At 45.2% G+C, this 16,937-nt stretch carries 12 protein-coding genes; 7 read left to right on the top strand and 5 right to left on the bottom strand.

Features of this window, described 5'->3' with window-relative positions; all coding sequences use genetic code 11:
* Positions 1-78: 78 nt before the first annotated feature.
* The 3 genes from CAGA_RS07785 to CAGA_RS07775 form a co-directional block, all read right to left on the bottom strand.
* Complete coding sequence (locus tag CAGA_RS07785) at positions 79-1,146, bottom strand: lysylphosphatidylglycerol synthase transmembrane domain-containing protein (RefSeq protein WP_135659538.1); 1,068 nt, start codon at positions 1,144-1,146, stop codon at positions 79-81.
* Positions 1,147-1,166: 20 nt separating this feature from the next.
* Positions 1,167-2,153: a glycosyltransferase family 2 protein gene (locus tag CAGA_RS07780; protein WP_243112986.1), complete on the bottom strand. Its 987-nt coding sequence runs from the start codon at positions 2,151-2,153 to the stop codon at positions 1,167-1,169.
* A 204-nt stretch (positions 2,154-2,357) separates the two neighbouring features.
* A complete protein-coding gene (locus tag CAGA_RS07775) occupies positions 2,358-4,019 on the bottom strand; it encodes a VanW family protein (RefSeq protein WP_135659536.1) in 1,662 nt (553 codons plus the stop codon).
* 237 nt (positions 4,020-4,256) lie between these two features.
* Here CAGA_RS07775 and CAGA_RS07770 point away from each other — a divergent pair, with 237 nt between their 5' ends.
* A complete protein-coding gene (locus tag CAGA_RS07770; protein WP_135659534.1) occupies positions 4,257-5,387 on the top strand; it encodes an MGDG synthase family glycosyltransferase in 1,131 nt (376 codons plus the stop codon).
* A gap of 279 nt (positions 5,388-5,666) precedes the next feature.
* Here the strand turns inward: CAGA_RS07770 and CAGA_RS07765 are convergent, their stop codons facing one another.
* Both CAGA_RS07765 and CAGA_RS07760 read right to left on the bottom strand, forming a co-directional pair.
* Positions 5,667-6,986: an ABC transporter substrate-binding protein gene (locus CAGA_RS07765; protein WP_135659532.1), complete on the bottom strand. Its 1,320-nt coding sequence runs from the start codon at positions 6,984-6,986 to the stop codon at positions 5,667-5,669.
* A gap of 134 nt (positions 6,987-7,120) precedes the next feature.
* Positions 7,121-8,167: a LacI family DNA-binding transcriptional regulator gene (locus tag CAGA_RS07760; protein WP_135659530.1), complete on the bottom strand. Its 1,047-nt coding sequence runs from the start codon at positions 8,165-8,167 to the stop codon at positions 7,121-7,123.
* 193 nt (positions 8,168-8,360) lie between these two features.
* Here CAGA_RS07760 and CAGA_RS07755 point away from each other — a divergent pair, with 193 nt between their 5' ends.
* The 6 genes from CAGA_RS07755 (at position 8,361) to pgmB (ending at position 16,868) form a co-directional block, all read left to right on the top strand.
* Positions 8,361-10,163, top strand: a complete 1,803-nt coding sequence (locus CAGA_RS07755; RefSeq protein WP_135659528.1) for a glycoside hydrolase family 125 protein — start codon at positions 8,361-8,363, stop codon at positions 10,161-10,163.
* Between the two features lies 1 nt (position 10,164).
* A complete protein-coding gene (locus tag CAGA_RS07750; protein ID WP_243112985.1) occupies positions 10,165-12,297 on the top strand; it encodes a glycosyl hydrolase family 65 protein in 2,133 nt (710 codons plus the stop codon).
* Between the two features lie 4 nt (positions 12,298-12,301).
* A complete protein-coding gene (locus CAGA_RS07745; protein ID WP_243112984.1) occupies positions 12,302-13,267 on the top strand; it encodes a carbohydrate ABC transporter permease in 966 nt (321 codons plus the stop codon).
* On the top strand, positions 13,257-14,099 hold the full coding sequence (locus CAGA_RS07740) for a carbohydrate ABC transporter permease (protein ID WP_243112983.1): 843 nt from the start codon (positions 13,257-13,259) through the stop codon (positions 14,097-14,099). Before CAGA_RS07745 ends, CAGA_RS07740 begins: the two co-directional genes overlap by 11 nt.
* Positions 14,100-14,114: 15 nt before the next feature.
* Positions 14,115-16,106, top strand: coding sequence for a glycoside hydrolase family 31 protein (locus CAGA_RS07735; RefSeq protein WP_135659524.1), 1,992 nt, complete (start codon positions 14,115-14,117; stop codon positions 16,104-16,106).
* 108 nt (positions 16,107-16,214) lie between these two features.
* On the top strand, positions 16,215-16,868 hold the full coding sequence (gene pgmB, locus CAGA_RS07730; RefSeq protein WP_135659522.1) for a beta-phosphoglucomutase: 654 nt from the start codon (positions 16,215-16,217) through the stop codon (positions 16,866-16,868).
* Positions 16,869-16,937 lie beyond the last annotated feature (69 nt).

Below are 16,937 nucleotides of genomic sequence, written 5' to 3'. Positions count from 1 at the left end.
GGCGGCATCTTATAAAGGATGCCTTCCCCCTCCCGTTCATTTGGTTTCAATCCGGCTGCATAGCCCATACCGGCGTTTTCAGCCCCACGGCTTCATGGCGCTTAGCCGGAAGCCCGGATGCCGTTTCTGCGCCTTGTGTTCCAGAAGGGCGAAATACGAACCGACGATAATACACGAATAATACGTGATGAAGCGCCAAAGCAGCATGGCCTGGCGAATCACATTCGGCTGGAAAAAGATCTGGAACAGCATAAGGAAACTGCCTTCCGCCGCGCCGGCCGCGCCGGGAAGCGGCGTATACGCGGAAATCATGGTGACGAAGCTCTGCGCCGCGACCATATCCACAAACGGAGCTCCCGGATTATGAAACGCCTTGTAAATAAAAAAAGGCACGGCAAAGACGGCAGTGAGCTCCGTTACGGTGTAACCGTAAATCCGGGCTTTCATCAGCCGGTCTCCCTGCATAAGCTTATTATTTTTCAAATAGAACGCTAGTTGATCCTTTACCTTTTCACCGGTTTCTTCCGGCTTTTTTACGATACGGAGCTTCGTCAGCAGCTTTACGCAGCCTTCGATCAATTTCGTCGTAAAACGGGGGCTGTGCGCAAATAAAAACAGCAACACAACCACAGCCGACTGATAAAGAAACCCGACAACAGCCAGCGCCATAAAGCCCTTCATCCGGCTACGGAAAAAGGAATATTTTATAAGAATAACAAACAGGGAATAGCCTGCAATCGCGGTTTGGTAAACCAGATATTTCCGGACAAGGGCGGAAAGAGCGATCCCGGTGGACACCCCCTGCCTAGTCAGGGTTAAAAACTGCATCGGCTGGCCCGCAACCGCAAAGGGCGTAATCGAATTGAAGTACTGTCCCACCATGGTAACCTTGAAAGCATGGCGGAATTCATAATCCGCTTCATATGCCGCGCAAATCAGGCATCTTGTAACAAGACTGTCCATCAGCCAGGAAAGTACAACGCATCCCGCACCCATGGACAGCCAGAAAAAATTCAGGCCATGAAGGCTGTTGAGGAGAATCATTAGGTTATGATCCGAAATACAAAAATAAACAAGCAATCCAAGGGTAAGTGCAAACAGCACAATATGAATCATCTTTGATTTCCTGCTTTTCTGTTCGTTCATAAGCCCTATCTCCTATGCGCCTAACGGGTTGAGTAATCCTTTTCAAGCTTTTCAGGCGCATTCACTACGTCGGGCAGCTCGCTGAACATGGTCGTCGGGCTGAACTCATCCGCAGAATAGTGTTTAATCGCGCGCGACACGCGCTTCATATTTGTCATGCACCCTCGCATACATTTTTTCTCATTATGCAGCTTTAATACATACAAATAGCAGCAGGCGCATGTTTTTCTTGTAAGGGCAAGGTAACTCTTCTTATATTTTTCGTACAGACCGTTTCGCTCAAGCGAAATGCGGACCATGGCAACCGCCCGGATAAAGTCGTTGATTTTGTCCGCATTCATGGTTGCAAGCGTACTTGCGGGATGTTGGTTATAATAATAAAGAGGGCGGTCGATTACCGCCACGCGGTCGGCGTGGGCAAAGATCTTATGCGCAATCGCCATATCCTCAAAGCACATGGTCGGAAATTTAATATCGTAATCCGTAAACAGCCTGCGCTTGTAAATTTTGTTCCACATCAGGCTTTGAATCTGAACATCGCGCAGCAACTTGTTCATCGCCTTCGTGCGGTCGAAAACGCCGTGGCAGCGGAACGGATATTCAAATAGGAAATCATTTTCCACGAAATGGAAATAATAATAGCAGCAGGCGATGTCGCTGCCCGTTTCCACACAGGCATTGTAAAGCTCCTCCAAATAGGTGGGCGCCACATAATCGTCGCTGTCAACAAAACAAATATATTCCCCGCGCGCAACCGCCAAGCCCGCGTTGCGCGCCTGGGACATGCCGCAGTTTTTCTGGTTAATCACCGTTATATTACTATATCTTTCCTGAAAATGAAGAAGAATGGAAAGGGAATCGTCCTTGGAACCATCGTTCACAGCAATAATTTCAAAATCCGTAAATGTTTGGCTAATCAAAGAGGCAAGACACTTTCCGATGTATTTTTCCACATTATAGACCGGTATGATTATGCTGATCTTTGGGGCATTTTCATTTGCAGCCAAATAGCTCATCCTTTCCTGGTCAGCGGCCAAATGAAAGAGCCGCCATGTTTTATTGCATCGTTTCTAAAAAAAGAAAGCGGCGAAGTTTAAAAATACCGGGTCCTAAAGATGCCCCGCCGCATTTATTTCATTTTTGCAGATATAAGACAAAAAGTCAAGTCCAATTTAAAACAGGGTGCAGCTTTAGCCGCACCCTCGTATTATTTAATCGGGAATAACCACATTGTTTTCATCGGAATTGGAATTTCCGGGATCGGGCTGACCGGCTGTGTCACTCTGCTGAGAACTCGAGTCTCCGGCCGACGTCTGGCTTCCGGGCTTGGAAGACGAACCGTCCGGACTGGACGAAGAAGGCTTGGAGCTATTTTCCTGCGGTTTAGAGGACGGCTTTGCGGACGAACTGGAGTTTCCGGCCGACGACACGATTCCGTTGACGGACGTTCCCGGCCCGATGGAATAGAATGCGGGCAGCGCCTTATAATAAGAAGACGGCAGGTTTTCTGTTTTCACAACAACGCCGTTTTTATAGAAAACCCTCTTTGCTATCGCGCGCGCGCCATCGCGGGCTTTGGAATCCAGCCGAATCTGGCCTTTCGCTAGTGTTTTGTCAACCGTATATTTCGGCGCAGCGGGGGCGGGAATCGTTTCTGTCTTTTGCGAAACAACCTCAATCCGGTCGTAGTCCGGGGACTGGTACCCGTAAAAAGTTACGGTCAGCACTTTGCCCTTGCTGCTGGTAACGATATAAACCGGATAATCCGTCGGGTTCTGAAATTTAAAATCCAGATCGGGGTAGCTTACCGCGGCGTCTTGCCCAATAGGGCAGTACGTTGACTGAATTGTATGGTTCGAACGCTGGGTAATCTTCATGTTGGAGCGGATCGCGGCACCATAAACGGTTGTGGACGCCTGGCAGATTCCGCCGCCGTAGGCTTTTACAAAGCGGCCGTTTAAAATCGCGCCGGCTTCCAGAAAGCCGTTGGCTTTATTGGAATTTCCCACAACGCGATGGAATGAAAATGTGCCGTGCGCCGGAATACAGGTCCCGTTTATTTTGGAAAGCGCAAGCTTCATATTATGCGTTCCCGCTGCGTTATTAGTGGAAACGGTGCTGTATGTACCCAGTTTCTGCAGATGGCTTTTTATATCCTCAATCGATTTCTTAAACGGAATCTTTTTTACCGGCACCTGAACTGTTCCCGATCCGGAGCTTTCCGCAATTTTCAGCACATCGGAATACAGTTGATCCATATCCACGGAAATTCCTTCATTTCCATCGGCGAAACGGAACTGCTCTGTGACCGCATTAAAGGAAACAATCGTTGGGTCGGCCGGATCGCGGTTTATCTTACCCGCTATTTCCTGCAGCTTTGTTTTCAGGCTGCTGCTATCCAGCATGCTGTCCAATTGAAAATCCTTCGTTTTTTTTTGCAGCGCAAGAACCTGCTGATAGCGTTCCTCCCGATCTCCGGAACGGGCGTAGGAATAGGCCTCTTTCAGCACGGAATCCGCATTAAATTGGAATTTCAGGTCTTTTTCCGTCAGATTCCAAGATTTCCCACCGTAAGTTAGTTCAATATTATATTTTGGGCGCAGATTCGGCTCCGCCGCCTGCACGGCTGCTTTTGCCTGCTCCATGGTTTTTCCGCCTAAAGCAACTCCGGCAACGCGGATTCCATGGTAAAAAGTGTCAATGTCAATTACCGAAGCGATTTGCTTTTGATGCTGATACTCATTATATAGCTGTTTGCCGAACAAAGCTCCTCCCGCGCCCAACAGGATTACGGCGGTGATCGCCATAGCGGCAATATGTTTCTTCCGTTTCGGCGCTCTGGAGGAGATCTCGCTCATTTTTGCTTCGGTCATACAGGAGCCTCCCAAATAATAGTGTATTCGTATAATAATTGGTATGAGATTCTGGTATATTATATATCTCAATAAGGGAAAAGTAAAGTTACAGCTTTGAAAAGGAATGCGCGGCCGCGCGGAACCTCACGCTTTCCCCTTTGGAATTTTCTATAGTATCTTTTTTAATTATATGTTATAATACACAATATTAAGTATTATAATTGCCAAAAAAACTCTGATTTAAGGAGGATGGGCGTGAAGATATTAATTCTTTCGGCCGCGACGGGCGGCGGGCACCTTCGGGCTTCCCACGCCATTGAAAAATACATTACCGAAAATTCAACCGGCAACGAGGTTGTTGTGGTGGATGCCTTGAAAAGCATCAACGCCGTATTGGACAAAACCGTTTGCGAGGGCTACCATTTCCTTGCCACCAAAACGCCGAAGGTTTTCGGGCAGCTATACCGGAAATCCAACGAGGAAAGCCTGCTTTCCAATCTGGTTACAAGGTTTACTAGTGTATTCAGCCAAAAACTGGTTCCCCTTATGGAGGAGCAGAATCCAGATATCGTTCTTTCCACCCACCCGTTCGCAACAGAGATGATCTCCCATTTAAAGAAAAAGGGAATCGTAACTGTCCCGCTGATCTGTCTTATGACGGACTACGGCCCGCACCGCGCATGGATTGCCGACCATGTCGACGCATATATTGTTTCAACAAAGGATATGATCCCCGAAATGAACGCGATGGGCGTTCCGACGGAAAAAATTTATCCTTTTGGCATCCCGGTGGGCGATGTGTTTTACAGCAAAGGGGACAAACCCGCGCTCCTGAAAAAATTCGGCATGGACGTGGGCGTTCCGACCATCCTGATTATGGCGGGAAGCTTCGGCGTTACCAATATAATGAAAATATATAAAACCTTGATTGAGCTTCCAATCGATTTTCAGGTCATCGTAATTACCGGGAAAAACCAGAAGCTGTTTGAAGCGTTTACCCCGGTTGTAGGCCAAAGTCCCAAGAAAACCAAGCTGGTCTATTTTACCGATGAGGTAGAAAATTATATGCACGCGTCAGATTTGATTATTACAAAGCCGGGCGGCCTGACCGTATCGGAGGCGCTCGCGTGCAACATTCCGCTCGCGGTGTTCGACGCGATCCCGGGGCAGGAGGAGGACAACGCGAATTTCTTGCTTTCCCACGGTATGGCGGTCAAACTGGAAAAGGGTGTCGACCCGGGCAAAACCATCCTTTCGCTTCTGGAAGACAACAAGCGTTTGGAAGAAATGCGTTCTTCTTGCGAAAGCTTCGACAAATCCGAATCAGGGAAAAACATTTTCTCGCTGATAAACGAACTGTGCGCGAAAAACCGAAAAGAAGCATAAAAAAGCAAGCCGCCCGGATGTTCGATCCGGGCGGCTTTGTTAAGGAATGCGGGTAACTGGACTTGAACCCCTATGTAGTGATTTTTTGCAAAAAAGAAAGCAAGGGGTACTTATGCTTTTTTAAAAAACTGTCAAAAAGCAACTGATTACCAAGGTTATGTAAACGAGTTACCACACTTGGAAGTGACTCCCATATGTAATGAGAATTTTTGAGAATGTGCTCAAGAACCGCTTCAATTGTTCCTGATTGAAGAAATATTCTGAAAATTCGATAGAAACTTATTTCGATAAATTAATCGTATTTTGACACTCGGCCTGCATATCTTTTAGTGCCTGTGCTGGCGTTACAGTACCCGCTGCAGCAGCATTTAAATGTTTTCCGACAATATCCTGAAGTTCCGCATATTGCGAAATAACTGGAGGCGTTACAAGATAATCCAGGCTTTTAAAAACAGCTTGACGATTTGCCGGAGGTGTTTTGGATGTATATTGTGCAATGATGGATTTGTCATTGATGGGCGGCAATTCCCACCCTGCATCTAAACGTATCTGAGTAGCCTCTTTGCTTGATGAAATAAAGGCAATAAATTTTGCAGCCTCATCAGCTACCTTACTATCTTTTTTTATAACATAACCGTTCGAAAAAAAGTGCGTGGCTTTTTGTTTATGGCCCGGTTCTACGGCAACATCCCAATTAAAATTACAATCGCGTACGAAATCCGGGAAAACCCAACAGCCGGTAACAATCATGCCCAGACGTCCGGATTTAAAAAGATCCCAATCAGCGTTAGGCACGCGCTCAAGTTGTGTAGGAGTAGGCATTACGTTACTTTTGTTCTGCATGTCTACCATATACTGCAAAGCTTCCACATTAGCCGGAGTATCCATTGTGAACGATTTTCCGTCAGCGCTGATCAAGCTCCCGCCGTTTTGTTTGGAAACTTTGTAAAATTCGTTGTAGGAAAGCGGATGATAATAGCCATAAATATCTTTCCCAAGCGCGCGTATTTTTTTTGCGGCATTCATGGCATCTTCCCATGTCCAATCATCGGTTGGATAGGCTACTTTCGCTTTGTCAAACAAATCCTTATTATAGATCAGCAACACGGTGGAAAAGCTGTCCGGAACGCCGTATTGTTTACCGTCAGCGTTGAATGCTTTCAGGGCTGTCTGGTTATATGCGGAAGTATCAATGCCCTGTGACTTAATGATGTCGTCAAGCGGCATCAAAGCGCCTTTTTTCGCATAAGGAACAAAATTTTCATAATTCAGTTCAAACACATCCGCAGCCTTTCCGCCTGCCACCTTGGTTGTCAGTTGGGTGAAATAGTCATTATAGCCATAGGACTGCATTTTGATGGTGACATTCGGATGTATCTTTTTGTAGGCGTCAATCATTTTTTGCAGATACTTTTCATTGTCACCAGATCCGGAAAATTGGTCAAATGTAATGAGAACCGGTTTGGTGGATGCGGAATCTGCGCTGTTCGGTGCGGTACCTGACTGCGCCGTCGTATTGGAAGCGGGCGTGGTAGAGCAAGCACTGACAGTAAGCATCATGATCAAAATAAGGCTCACAATGGATAATCGTTTTTTCATGGTAATTCCTCCCAATCTTATTTATGTTAATTTTTAGGTGCCTTAATTTGCAATATATAATAATTGAAAGGGGTGGCAATCGCTGTTTGCGCTTTCAAAAAGGTTACACATGCTTTGCCGGCGCTGTAACCTTTTTATATTGCCTCCTTCTCCGCAGGGCTGTTCAAAAACTTTACGGAACCACGTTCTACGATGTTCACCGGCATGATTTCCTCTTGCTTTGTAAGTTTTGGATTTTGAATACTGTTAAACAGTAACTCCATAGCCCGCTCACCCTTACGGGATATATCTTGATGTACGGTGGTTAACCCAGGCGTCAAATACTTTGTAATTTGCAGATCATCGAATCCGATGATAGAAATATCGTCCGGTACATGAATCCCATGTTCATAAAAGGCTTTCATTGCACTAATTGCGAGAATATCAGCTGTTGCTACCACAGCCGTAGCTTTTATATTCGACTTACATAATGCTTCCGCAAGTTTCACACCATCTTCATAGTCGATTTTTCCTTCAAATACATTTCGGTCGCTAAAGGTAAGCCCATACTCCTCTAACGCCTCACGATAACCTTGCAAGCGCTGCTTCATAACACCGTTTTCTTTTATCTCACCGCAAAAAAATGCAATATTGCGGTGACCATGGTCAATCATATATTTTGTAGCGAGATAACTGCCATAGGCATCGTCAATACGAATACTGTGGTAATAATGGTCATTGCAGTAACTATCGACCAACACAATTGGAATTTGGGACTTCTTCATTTCCTGATAAAAACTGTTAGGATATATCCCAATTACGATGATACCATCAAGATTGCGTTCTTTGGCAAGCGTCAAATAGTTTTCGTTGGTATCTGACGCTGAAATCAAGACATGATAGCCCTGCAATCGCGCACGGTACTCGATACTGCCTAAAATTTCACTATAAAAATTATTCTCAAACATCAGACGGTCGCCTTTTTCCGTCTGTGGTACTACCACACCAATCAGTTTCGAATCACCGGCAATCAGGCTGCGAGCGGATAAATCAGGCACATAGTCAAGTTCGGAGATTACACTCCAAACACGTTGTTTTGTGTCCTCGGAAATGGATTTTTTATTGTTAAGTACATAGGATACTGTAGCGGGAGAGACCCCCGCTTTTCGGGCCACTTCTTTAATTGTTACTTTTTTTTTCATAAATTCATTCGCTCCGTTTAATCGATTAAACATTTAATAATTCTATAATAGTCGCTAAAACAGGCAAAGTCAAGTAATTTATTATAAAAAAATTCAACACACGTAAAAACTATTGACATATTATTATTTTAGAGATATATTTTATGTGCAATCCATTTGAAACGATTAAACAAATAAGAAAGGATTCGATCTGATGCATGAAAGGAATATGACCGTCGGGAATCAAATGGTTTCTCTACCACAGATTCAGGGAACAACAGCCGGAATACAGGATTTGACCTTTTTACACATGGGATACAAGGGCTTGATTGATATTCGAGGGGATGAAAACGAGCCACTTACCCATCCTTTTTTACAGATAGGCAATACGCAAATTCCATTTACGTCCCTTGTGTGGAACCGGTTGGGAAATTGGATTCCATGTTTTACTTTCCAGACAAAGGGGTTGACTTTACGCGGAATTATTCTCACGCCCGTGGAAGAGCGCGGCTTTTTAGTAAGGCTTGAAATTACCAATTGTTCTTCAGAAGCAGTAAATTTTACATATGGTTTATGCGGGCGATGGGCGTCAAGCTGGCACTGCGTTAATGAGGACAAAATGCTTAGCGGAGAAAAACATTGTTATCAAAGCAAGTGGAATAATGGCATTGTATTTGATATGCGTTGTGGAACGCCAATGTTTGCTTTTGCGCCTATGGCGGATAAAAAGTGCAGATTAACCTTTGAAACAACGAAAGACATCGTCGATTACCGTTTGGCTCGATCGGAATCACTAGCGCCAGGGCAAAATTGTTCATTGACAGTATATTGGGGACTCGGCTTTGAGGAAGTGGCCGCTGTAACCAGCGCGAAAGAAATGTTGCGTCAGGGCTATGATTACGAATTAAGCCGGACTCTAAACTGGCTTGATGAACGCGCATTGAAGTTTAAAGACGAAAAACTTACCAGACTATACAACATAAACTTGTTTTTTTGTATTTTCTTTTCTACAGGCATTACGTTAGATACAGAAGAATTGGTGCTTGTCACTAGCCGTAGCCCACGCTATTACGTAAGTGCGGCCTATTGGGATCGCGACAGCCTATTGTGGAGTTTTCCCGCAATTTTGGACGCCGACCACAACCTGGCACACGACATGCTATTATATGTTTTTGGCCGCCAGCGAAAAAATTTTGGGATCCATTCACGATACATAGACGGCACTATGCTGGAACCCGGCTTTGAACTCGATGAGCTGATGGCACCGGTACTTGCGCTCGAACGGTATGTGGATTCGACAGGTGACCAGAGCTTATTAAACGAACACGATGTAAGAGATGGAGTCAGCAGAATTCTAAATTGTCTGAAAAAGCACCGGCATACAGCCGTGGCTTTGTACAATACGTTTCTGCAACCTACGGATGACGAACATGTCTATCCATATCTCACATATGACAATGTTTTGGTTTGGAAAGGATTACGCGCGTTAGCACACTTGTATCCCGAATATAGCGAGTTGGAACAAACTGCCCAGAAAATCAAATCGGCAATTGAGACGCATTGTGTCAAAGAGGAAAACGGAAAACGTTTTTATGCGTGGTCGGTAGATCTAAACGGCAATTATGACATCTATGATGAACCGCCGGGCAGTTTGCAGCTCCTTCCGTATATCGGATTCTGTGCGGTAAACGATGAAGTTTATCGGAATACCATCCGCATGATACGCTCTCCTCAATATCCGTACAGCTTTTCTGAAAGCCGGTTTGCGGAAATAGGATGCCCTCATGCGCCGCACCCGTGGATTCTCAGCGTCGCGAACAGTCTTCTATGTGGACGTGTAGAACACTGCGCGAAATTTCTGCATGATGCCCAAATGGACGATTTGATCGCTTGTGAAAGTGTGGATGAAAATACCGGTAAATGCACAACTGGCGCAGCCTTTGCAACATGCGCGGGATTTTTATGTCATGCCATGAAGGAAAGTAAGGAAGGATTGGATCAGGTCTATGAGGAATGATGTGAAGCTTGACAAATGGAGCATATCAGCGGAAAGCAAAGGCTGGGCGGATGATTTTCTGGAAAGCGTTTTTTTTACTGGAAATGGCCGAATGGGTGCACGCGGCTATCTTACCTTTGAGCCTTATCCGCGGCCGGAAAAAAACGGGCTGTTTATTGCCGGAATATTTGGTGAATTGAAATTAGGGATTACGGATTTTGTGAATTTGCCCACTCCGCTTTACGCATGGGTAAACATAGACGGACACAGAGCAGGCGAGGATGATGTGTATGTCTATCGCACGCTTAATTTACACAATGGACTGTTTACGGGGGAATACATACTCCATTGTGCCGGGAAATCTCTTCAAATACGCGAAGAACGTTTTTTTTCGCTATCCAATACAGGATTACTGGTACAGAGGGTCACATTGACGCCATGTGAAGAAATGGATTTGGAACTTTTCTGCGGAGTCCATACGGATTGCTGCAACCTTCCAGTTCCAGATGACCAGACACAAAAAAACACGCAAACCGTACAGCTAACGGAAGTAAGGCAAAAGAGTTTTTCTGATAATGGCTTTACGGTACATTTGGTTACCAATGGTACTGAAATTAAAATCAGCGAAAACATTACATATCATATGGAGAATCTACGGTGCCGCGGTACTTTTGAAAATGATATAGGTACAGGGTTCGTTTTTGCCGGATCGGGATCCGCACCTTTTGTGATAGAGCAATGCGTATTTTTGCCGACCAGTCGTGACAAAGACCCTCGTATACATGAAGTAGGCTCAAATTGGAATTTTGATACGCTTTTACGGGAGAGTGAATCGGCATGGTCGCAGCGCTGGCAATCAGCAAATATTCAAATCGAGGGTGACAGGCAAGCAGACGCCGCTTTGCGTTATGTAGTCTTTGAATTGATTGCCAACAATTCAGCAAAAGACTCTTCGGTAAGTATCGGCGCCCGCGGCCTGACCCATACCCGGTACAAGGGATGCTATTTTTGGGACACCGAGATATTTATAATGCCGTTCTACCTTTATACGGCTCCAGAAGCGGCTCGAAATCTAATGCAGTACCGCACGGATGCGCTGCCACAGGCGAAAAAGCATGCTCAAGAGATGAACTGCCTTGGGGCGCGTTACCCTTGGATGGCCTCTTATGATGGAAGTGAACAATGCGAGAGTTGGGATATTGGCGCTTCGGAGCTTCATGTGACGGCAGATGTCGTACACGCGCTCAACCAATATGTGCAAACGACAGGAGATGAGGAATTTTACCTACATGAAGCGGCAAAAGTTTATATTGAGGCGGCGCGATTCTGGCAGAGCCGTTATACGCCGGAACCCGGGACCGAAAAAGTCAACTTACTGTTCTGTAAAGGGCCAGACGAGTACTGCGGCATCACCAGCAACAATCTGTATACCAACGTGCTTGTAAAAGAAAATTTGAAACTTGCCCAGGATGCGGCGGATTATCTTTACCAATATGACAGGCCCGCCTATCTTCGCCTTGGAATCACGGCGGAAGAAGTGGAATGTTGGAGCACGCTGGAACATTCCATCAAGTTACCCAAAGACCCGGTTTCAGGACATTGGCGGCAGGACGACACCTTCCATCTGCTGGAGCCAATTCGAATTTCCGATTTAAAGCAGGGGGATACAGCCAGTTACAACTGTGTTTGCTTTGATCGCCTTCAACGATATCGGGTCATCAAGCAAGCAGATGTGTTGCTGTTGATGACCCGTCTGCCAAACATGTTTACATCCGAAGAAAAACTGGCCGCGTGGAAGGACTTTGAACCGTTGTGCCTCCATGATTCAACGCTGAGCTTTGCCTCGCACGCGCTGCTTGCGGCGCAGAACGGCCTTATGGACGCAGCACAGTACTACTTCAAGAAAGCCGCTTTTCTGGATCTTCGTGATGTAATGGAAAATACAGGGACAGAGGGGCTGCATCTTGCCTGCCTTGGGGAAACTTGGCAAGCGGCGGTCATTGGTTTTGGCGGTTTGACTTTTCAAAACGGGGTGCCCGAATTAAAGCCTCACTTACCGCCGGACTGGAAAAGCATGCGGTTTCGCTTTTTTTACCGCGGTAAGCAGTATGAAGCTGATCTTAGGCAGGATCACAATTCGCTTCGGGAAGTTTAGTGCAATGAAGAAAGCACGACATAATTCAAAAGGCTTAGGAGAAATTGTTATGAAGCATTCGCGTACATCCGGATTTCGCGTGGCATTACCGTTCCTGCTTCCCAGCCTCGTAGGATTTTTGGGTTTCAGCGTTCTACCGATAATCGCCACTTTGTTTATCAGCATGACAAACTGGGACGGTCTAAGCCAGTTGACATTAGCAAGTGATTTTCAGGGTTTCATGAAAGATTATTTTGTTGGTTTGCAAAATTATAAAGAAATTTTCAGTAACGCTGAGCTTTATCAGGTGTTGTCGAACACTCTAAAGTTTGTGGTACTTTATATTCCGCTTATGCTTTTGGTATCACTCTGCGTTGCTGGTATTTTGAACAGTAAAGCACATGGGGTAGGTTTTTTCCGTGTGGTTTATTATATCCCCGTAATTACCTCATGGGTGGCGGGTTCTTTAATTTGGAAATGGGTACTGAACCCTCAATACGGGATTTTAAATTCCATGTTGTCGTCCCTGGGTATACACGGCCCTCAATGGTTACAAAGTCCTCAATGGGCCATGCCGGCAATTGTATTGGCTTCCATATGGAAAGATATGGGCTATTTCGGCTTAATGCTGCTATCTGGCCTACAGGGAATTAATCACGAATATTACGAAGCGGCGGCGATTGATGGCGCCAATAATGTTGTACGTTTTTTTAAAATTACATTACCGCTTTTAACGCCGACAATTTTCTTCGTACTAATTATCAGCCTAATTAATTCTTTTCAGATTTTCCCCCAGGTCATGATTATGACGCCGGACGGTGGACCGGGCGGTTCTACGATGGTTATGGTAGAACGCATTTACAAGCACGGTTTTACCTATTACGAAATGGGCATCGCATCTGCTTTAAGCTGGATCTTGTTTGTTATTATTATGGTTTTGACTTTCGTACAAATGAAATTACAAAACAAGTGGGTGAACTATGATGACTAACTCAATAAGGAAAAAACGGATAGCCTTTAGAATATTGTATTATCTATTTGCGTTATTGATTGCTGTTGTGGTATGCACTCCATTCTTCTGGATGATCGTGACTTCTTTAAAAAGCCGAGGGGCTTTGATGCTTTTGCCAGTAGAATGGATCCCTCAAAATCCCACACTAGAGGCGTACTATAAATTATTTACTATCCCAAATTTCGGAACTTCAATCATGAACAGCTTTTATATCGCGATCGTTTGTACTGCGTTGCGTTTGCTGTGCGCAGCCATGGCGGCTTTTGCTCTGACAAAAATCAAGTTTCATGGAAGAGGGGTGATTTTTGGTCTGTATATTACCGCCTTGATGATTCCCGCGCAAACCACGTTTATTCCGCTGTTTATTATAATGAATAAACTGAATCTATTGAATAACCTCAATGCGTTTTTGCTTTTACAGATGTTTAACGCATTTGCGATTTTCATGTTACGACAAAAGATGTTGACCATCAACGATGCTTATATTGAAGCGGCAACGATTGACGGTGCCAGTATGTGGCGCGTATTTTTTCAGATCATTCTTCCCTTGTGTTCCGGTACCCTGGCCATACTTACAATTTTGTCATTTATGGATTTATGGAATGATTATTTACTGCCTCTGGTTCTTCTTACTGACCGCACAAAATATACACTTCCGCTTATTTTAAATTCCATGCAGGGTCAGTACAGCAACCAGTACAATCTGATGATGGCGGGAAGCCTTATTTCGATCATTCCGATCTTGATCGTGTATATCTGCGCGCAAAAATACTTTAAGGAAGGATTGACGGTCGGCGGTGTAAAAGGCTGACCAGGAAAACCAGCGATGGAAAGAATTACATTTTCTAAAAAGAAGGCCTGTCTGTCTTTTCCATTCTGTGGCCACAGCGCTCAACTCCAGTGGAGTTCAGAAAACGAAGATGGTATTCTCATCATTTCTCTGCCCTATGATGCCGCCTACGGAATGGGGGAAAAATACAATTTTCTCAATCAAAAAGGCCACCAAGTGGTGAACTGTATTGAAGAGCAGTTTTGCCACCAGGAAGATAAAACATACTGTTCTGCTCCGTTTTTCTTAACAAACACAGGATTTGGGCTATATATCGAAACAGATTGTAAAACCATATTCGATTTTGGTGAGCAAATCGTAATTTCCATGCCCACCGACGCTGCTGTCATACTTTTCTCTGGTACGCCGGAAACGATTATTTCAGAGTATATGTCTCTCTTCGGTCCTGCCAAACTACCGCCAAAATGGGTTTTGGGGCCTTGGATTTCCGCCAATCACTGGGATACGCAGGAGAAAGTGGAAGAACAGATCGCAAAACTAAATCGTTATCATTTTCCAACCACCGTACTGGTATTGGAAGCTTGGAGCGATGAATCCACTTTTTATATTTTTAATGGTGCAAAATATACTCCTGTCAGCGGAAGCGAAGCGTTCAATTATTTTGATTTTGATTTTTCTGACAGCCCATGGCCGGATCCCCGCAGCATGATTGAGAATCTTCATAATAGTGGGATCCATCTGATCCTATGGCAAATTCCGGTCTATAAAAAGCAGAACCCGGATGAACCGGTCAATACGCAAAACGAGAACGACCGTGCCTTTGCTGTGGAAAATCGGTTATGCGTGCATACAGACAAAGGGCTGCCTTATGAGATTCCCAAAGGCCACTGGTTCTCGGGCTCCATGATCCCCGACTTTACAAATTCGGAAACAAGGCGCATTTGGTTTTCAAAGCGCCAGTATCTGCTTGATATCGGCGTGGATGGATTTAAAACAGATGGCGGCGAATTCATATACCGCACGGATCTCCATTTCAAAGATGGGTCCACCGGCACACAAATGAAAAATCGGTATTCTCAAAGTTATACAAGCGCATACACAGAATTTATCGGGGAGGATCATGTGCTGTTTAGCCGTGCCGGATATGCTGGGCAGCATACCACTCCCATACTTTGGGCGGGCGACCAGCAAAGCGAAAACAATGAACTGAAAAGTGTTTTGCGCGCGGGGCTGTCCGCAGCTATGACAGGGATCCCATTTTGGGGTTTCGACATTGCGGGCTTTTCAGGCTCCCTACCCACACTTGACCTTTACCGCCGTGCTACACAGCTTGCCTGTTTCTGCCCGGTGATGCAGTGGCATTCCGAACCAGATGGCGGACAATTCCGAGACCTGATGCCAACGGGATCCGACAATAATAACGAGCGCAGTCCATGGAACTTGGCAGAAGTGTACGGGGCACCGGATTTTGTCAATGAAATGCGGTTTTGGCATAACTTACGGATGAATCTGCTGCCATACCTATATAACACGGCACTTGACTGTGTGAAGCAGTACCGCCCCATGATTCGTCCGTTGGCCTATGCTTTTCCCAATGAACAGGCAGCGTTGGGTATTGAGGATGAATTTCTTCTAGGAGAAAGCCTTTTAGTAGCCCCCATATTGGAAGAAAACGCACAATGCCGCTTTGTGTATTTGCCGGACGGTATATGGTACAACTTGTTTACGGGCGAGAAAATTTTAGGAGGGCGAACCGTTGAGTCTGTCTGTACTCTGCACTTATTGCCGGTCTATTTACGCGCAGGATACGGCATCGCATTGAATCTGGACGATTCACAAAAGTTGGGAAGCAGCGTTGGGAATGGAGTAGATTCATATCACCATTTGATTTTTTTCCTTGCGGGCGATACCGGTTCTTTTCATTTTCATGACAACCTCGGCAATGATTTTACGCTTACATGGGACACAACAGGCTGGAAAAAATCCGGGTGCAGCATTTGCCCATTTACCGTTCGGATAATTCATTAACAGTTCTTGGAATATTCATTGCAGACTGCATCCAATTTGAATGAAAGATAATCAGATCGCGAATACGGTGCAAATCCGTAATCACATTTTCAAAAGTGGTGGAGTAACTTGAAACACTATCAGGGTATTATTTTTGACTTGGACGGTGTCATTTGCCATACGGACGCTTATCACTATTTAGCTTGGAAAAAGCTTGCGGATCGTCTTGGCGTTTACTTTGACAAACAGATCAATAACCGTCTACGTGGAATAAGCCGCATGGAAAGTCTGGATATCATACTGGAAAACAGTAAAAATGTTTATACCGATGCTGAAAAACACGAATTCGCAGAGGAAAAAAATGAATATTACCGTCAGTTACTGGTGCAAATGTCGCCTGCTGATCTTTCTGCCGATGTAAAGAACACGCTGGACATTCTACGGAAAATCGGCTGTAAACTTGCAATCGGCTCGTCCAGTAAAAATGCCAGGTACATATTAGAACGAATTGGCCTGGGGCATTACTTTGACGCTGTTGTAGACGGTAATGAAATTCAACATTCAAAGCCGGATCCGGAAGTTTTTCTGCTTGCGGCGCAACGATTGGGAATTGTTTCAAGCTCCTGCCTTGTAGTGGAAGACGCAGCGGCAGGAATTGAAGCGGCCGTACGCGGCGGTTTTGATGCTGCCGGCCTGGGCGATGCCCGGGTATCCCCATTCGCCAAATATCACCTGATTCAATTTGACGAATTAATTGATATAATTACCGGAAATAGGAAATGAGTCAGCAAGACAGAATTAACAATTTCAAATATTTTAATGAATTGAAACAGGCCGTGCAAAGGAACCGGT

Source organism: Caproiciproducens galactitolivorans (assembly GCF_004768785.1).
In the GTDB taxonomy this organism is placed as follows: domain Bacteria; phylum Bacillota; class Clostridia; order Oscillospirales; family Acutalibacteraceae; genus Caproiciproducens; species Caproiciproducens galactitolivorans.
Note: the sequence above shows the minus strand (reverse complement) of the source record. Positions and strands in the feature narration are given on the sequence as shown.

Coding starts and splice junctions, on each gene's coding strand:
- CAGA_RS07775 (WP_135659536.1), bottom strand. CDS start 4,019: ATGACCGAAGCAAAAATGAGCGAGATCTCCTCCAGAGCGCCGAAACGG.
- CAGA_RS07755 (WP_135659528.1), top strand. CDS start 8,361: ATGCATGAAAGGAATATGACCGTCGGGAATCAAATGGTTTCTCTACCA.
- CAGA_RS07760 (WP_135659530.1), bottom strand. CDS start 8,167: ATGAAAAAAAAAGTAACAATTAAAGAAGTGGCCCGAAAAGCGGGGGTC.
- CAGA_RS07740 (WP_243112983.1), top strand. CDS start 13,257: ATGATGACTAACTCAATAAGGAAAAAACGGATAGCCTTTAGAATATTG.
- CAGA_RS07765 (WP_135659532.1), bottom strand. CDS start 6,986: ATGAAAAAACGATTATCCATTGTGAGCCTTATTTTGATCATGATGCTT.
- CAGA_RS07785 (WP_135659538.1), bottom strand. CDS start 1,146: ATGAACGAACAGAAAAGCAGGAAATCAAAGATGATTCATATTGTGCTG.
- CAGA_RS07745 (WP_243112984.1), top strand. CDS start 12,302: ATGAAGAAAGCACGACATAATTCAAAAGGCTTAGGAGAAATTGTTATG.
- CAGA_RS07735 (WP_135659524.1), top strand. CDS start 14,115: ATGGAAAGAATTACATTTTCTAAAAAGAAGGCCTGTCTGTCTTTTCCA.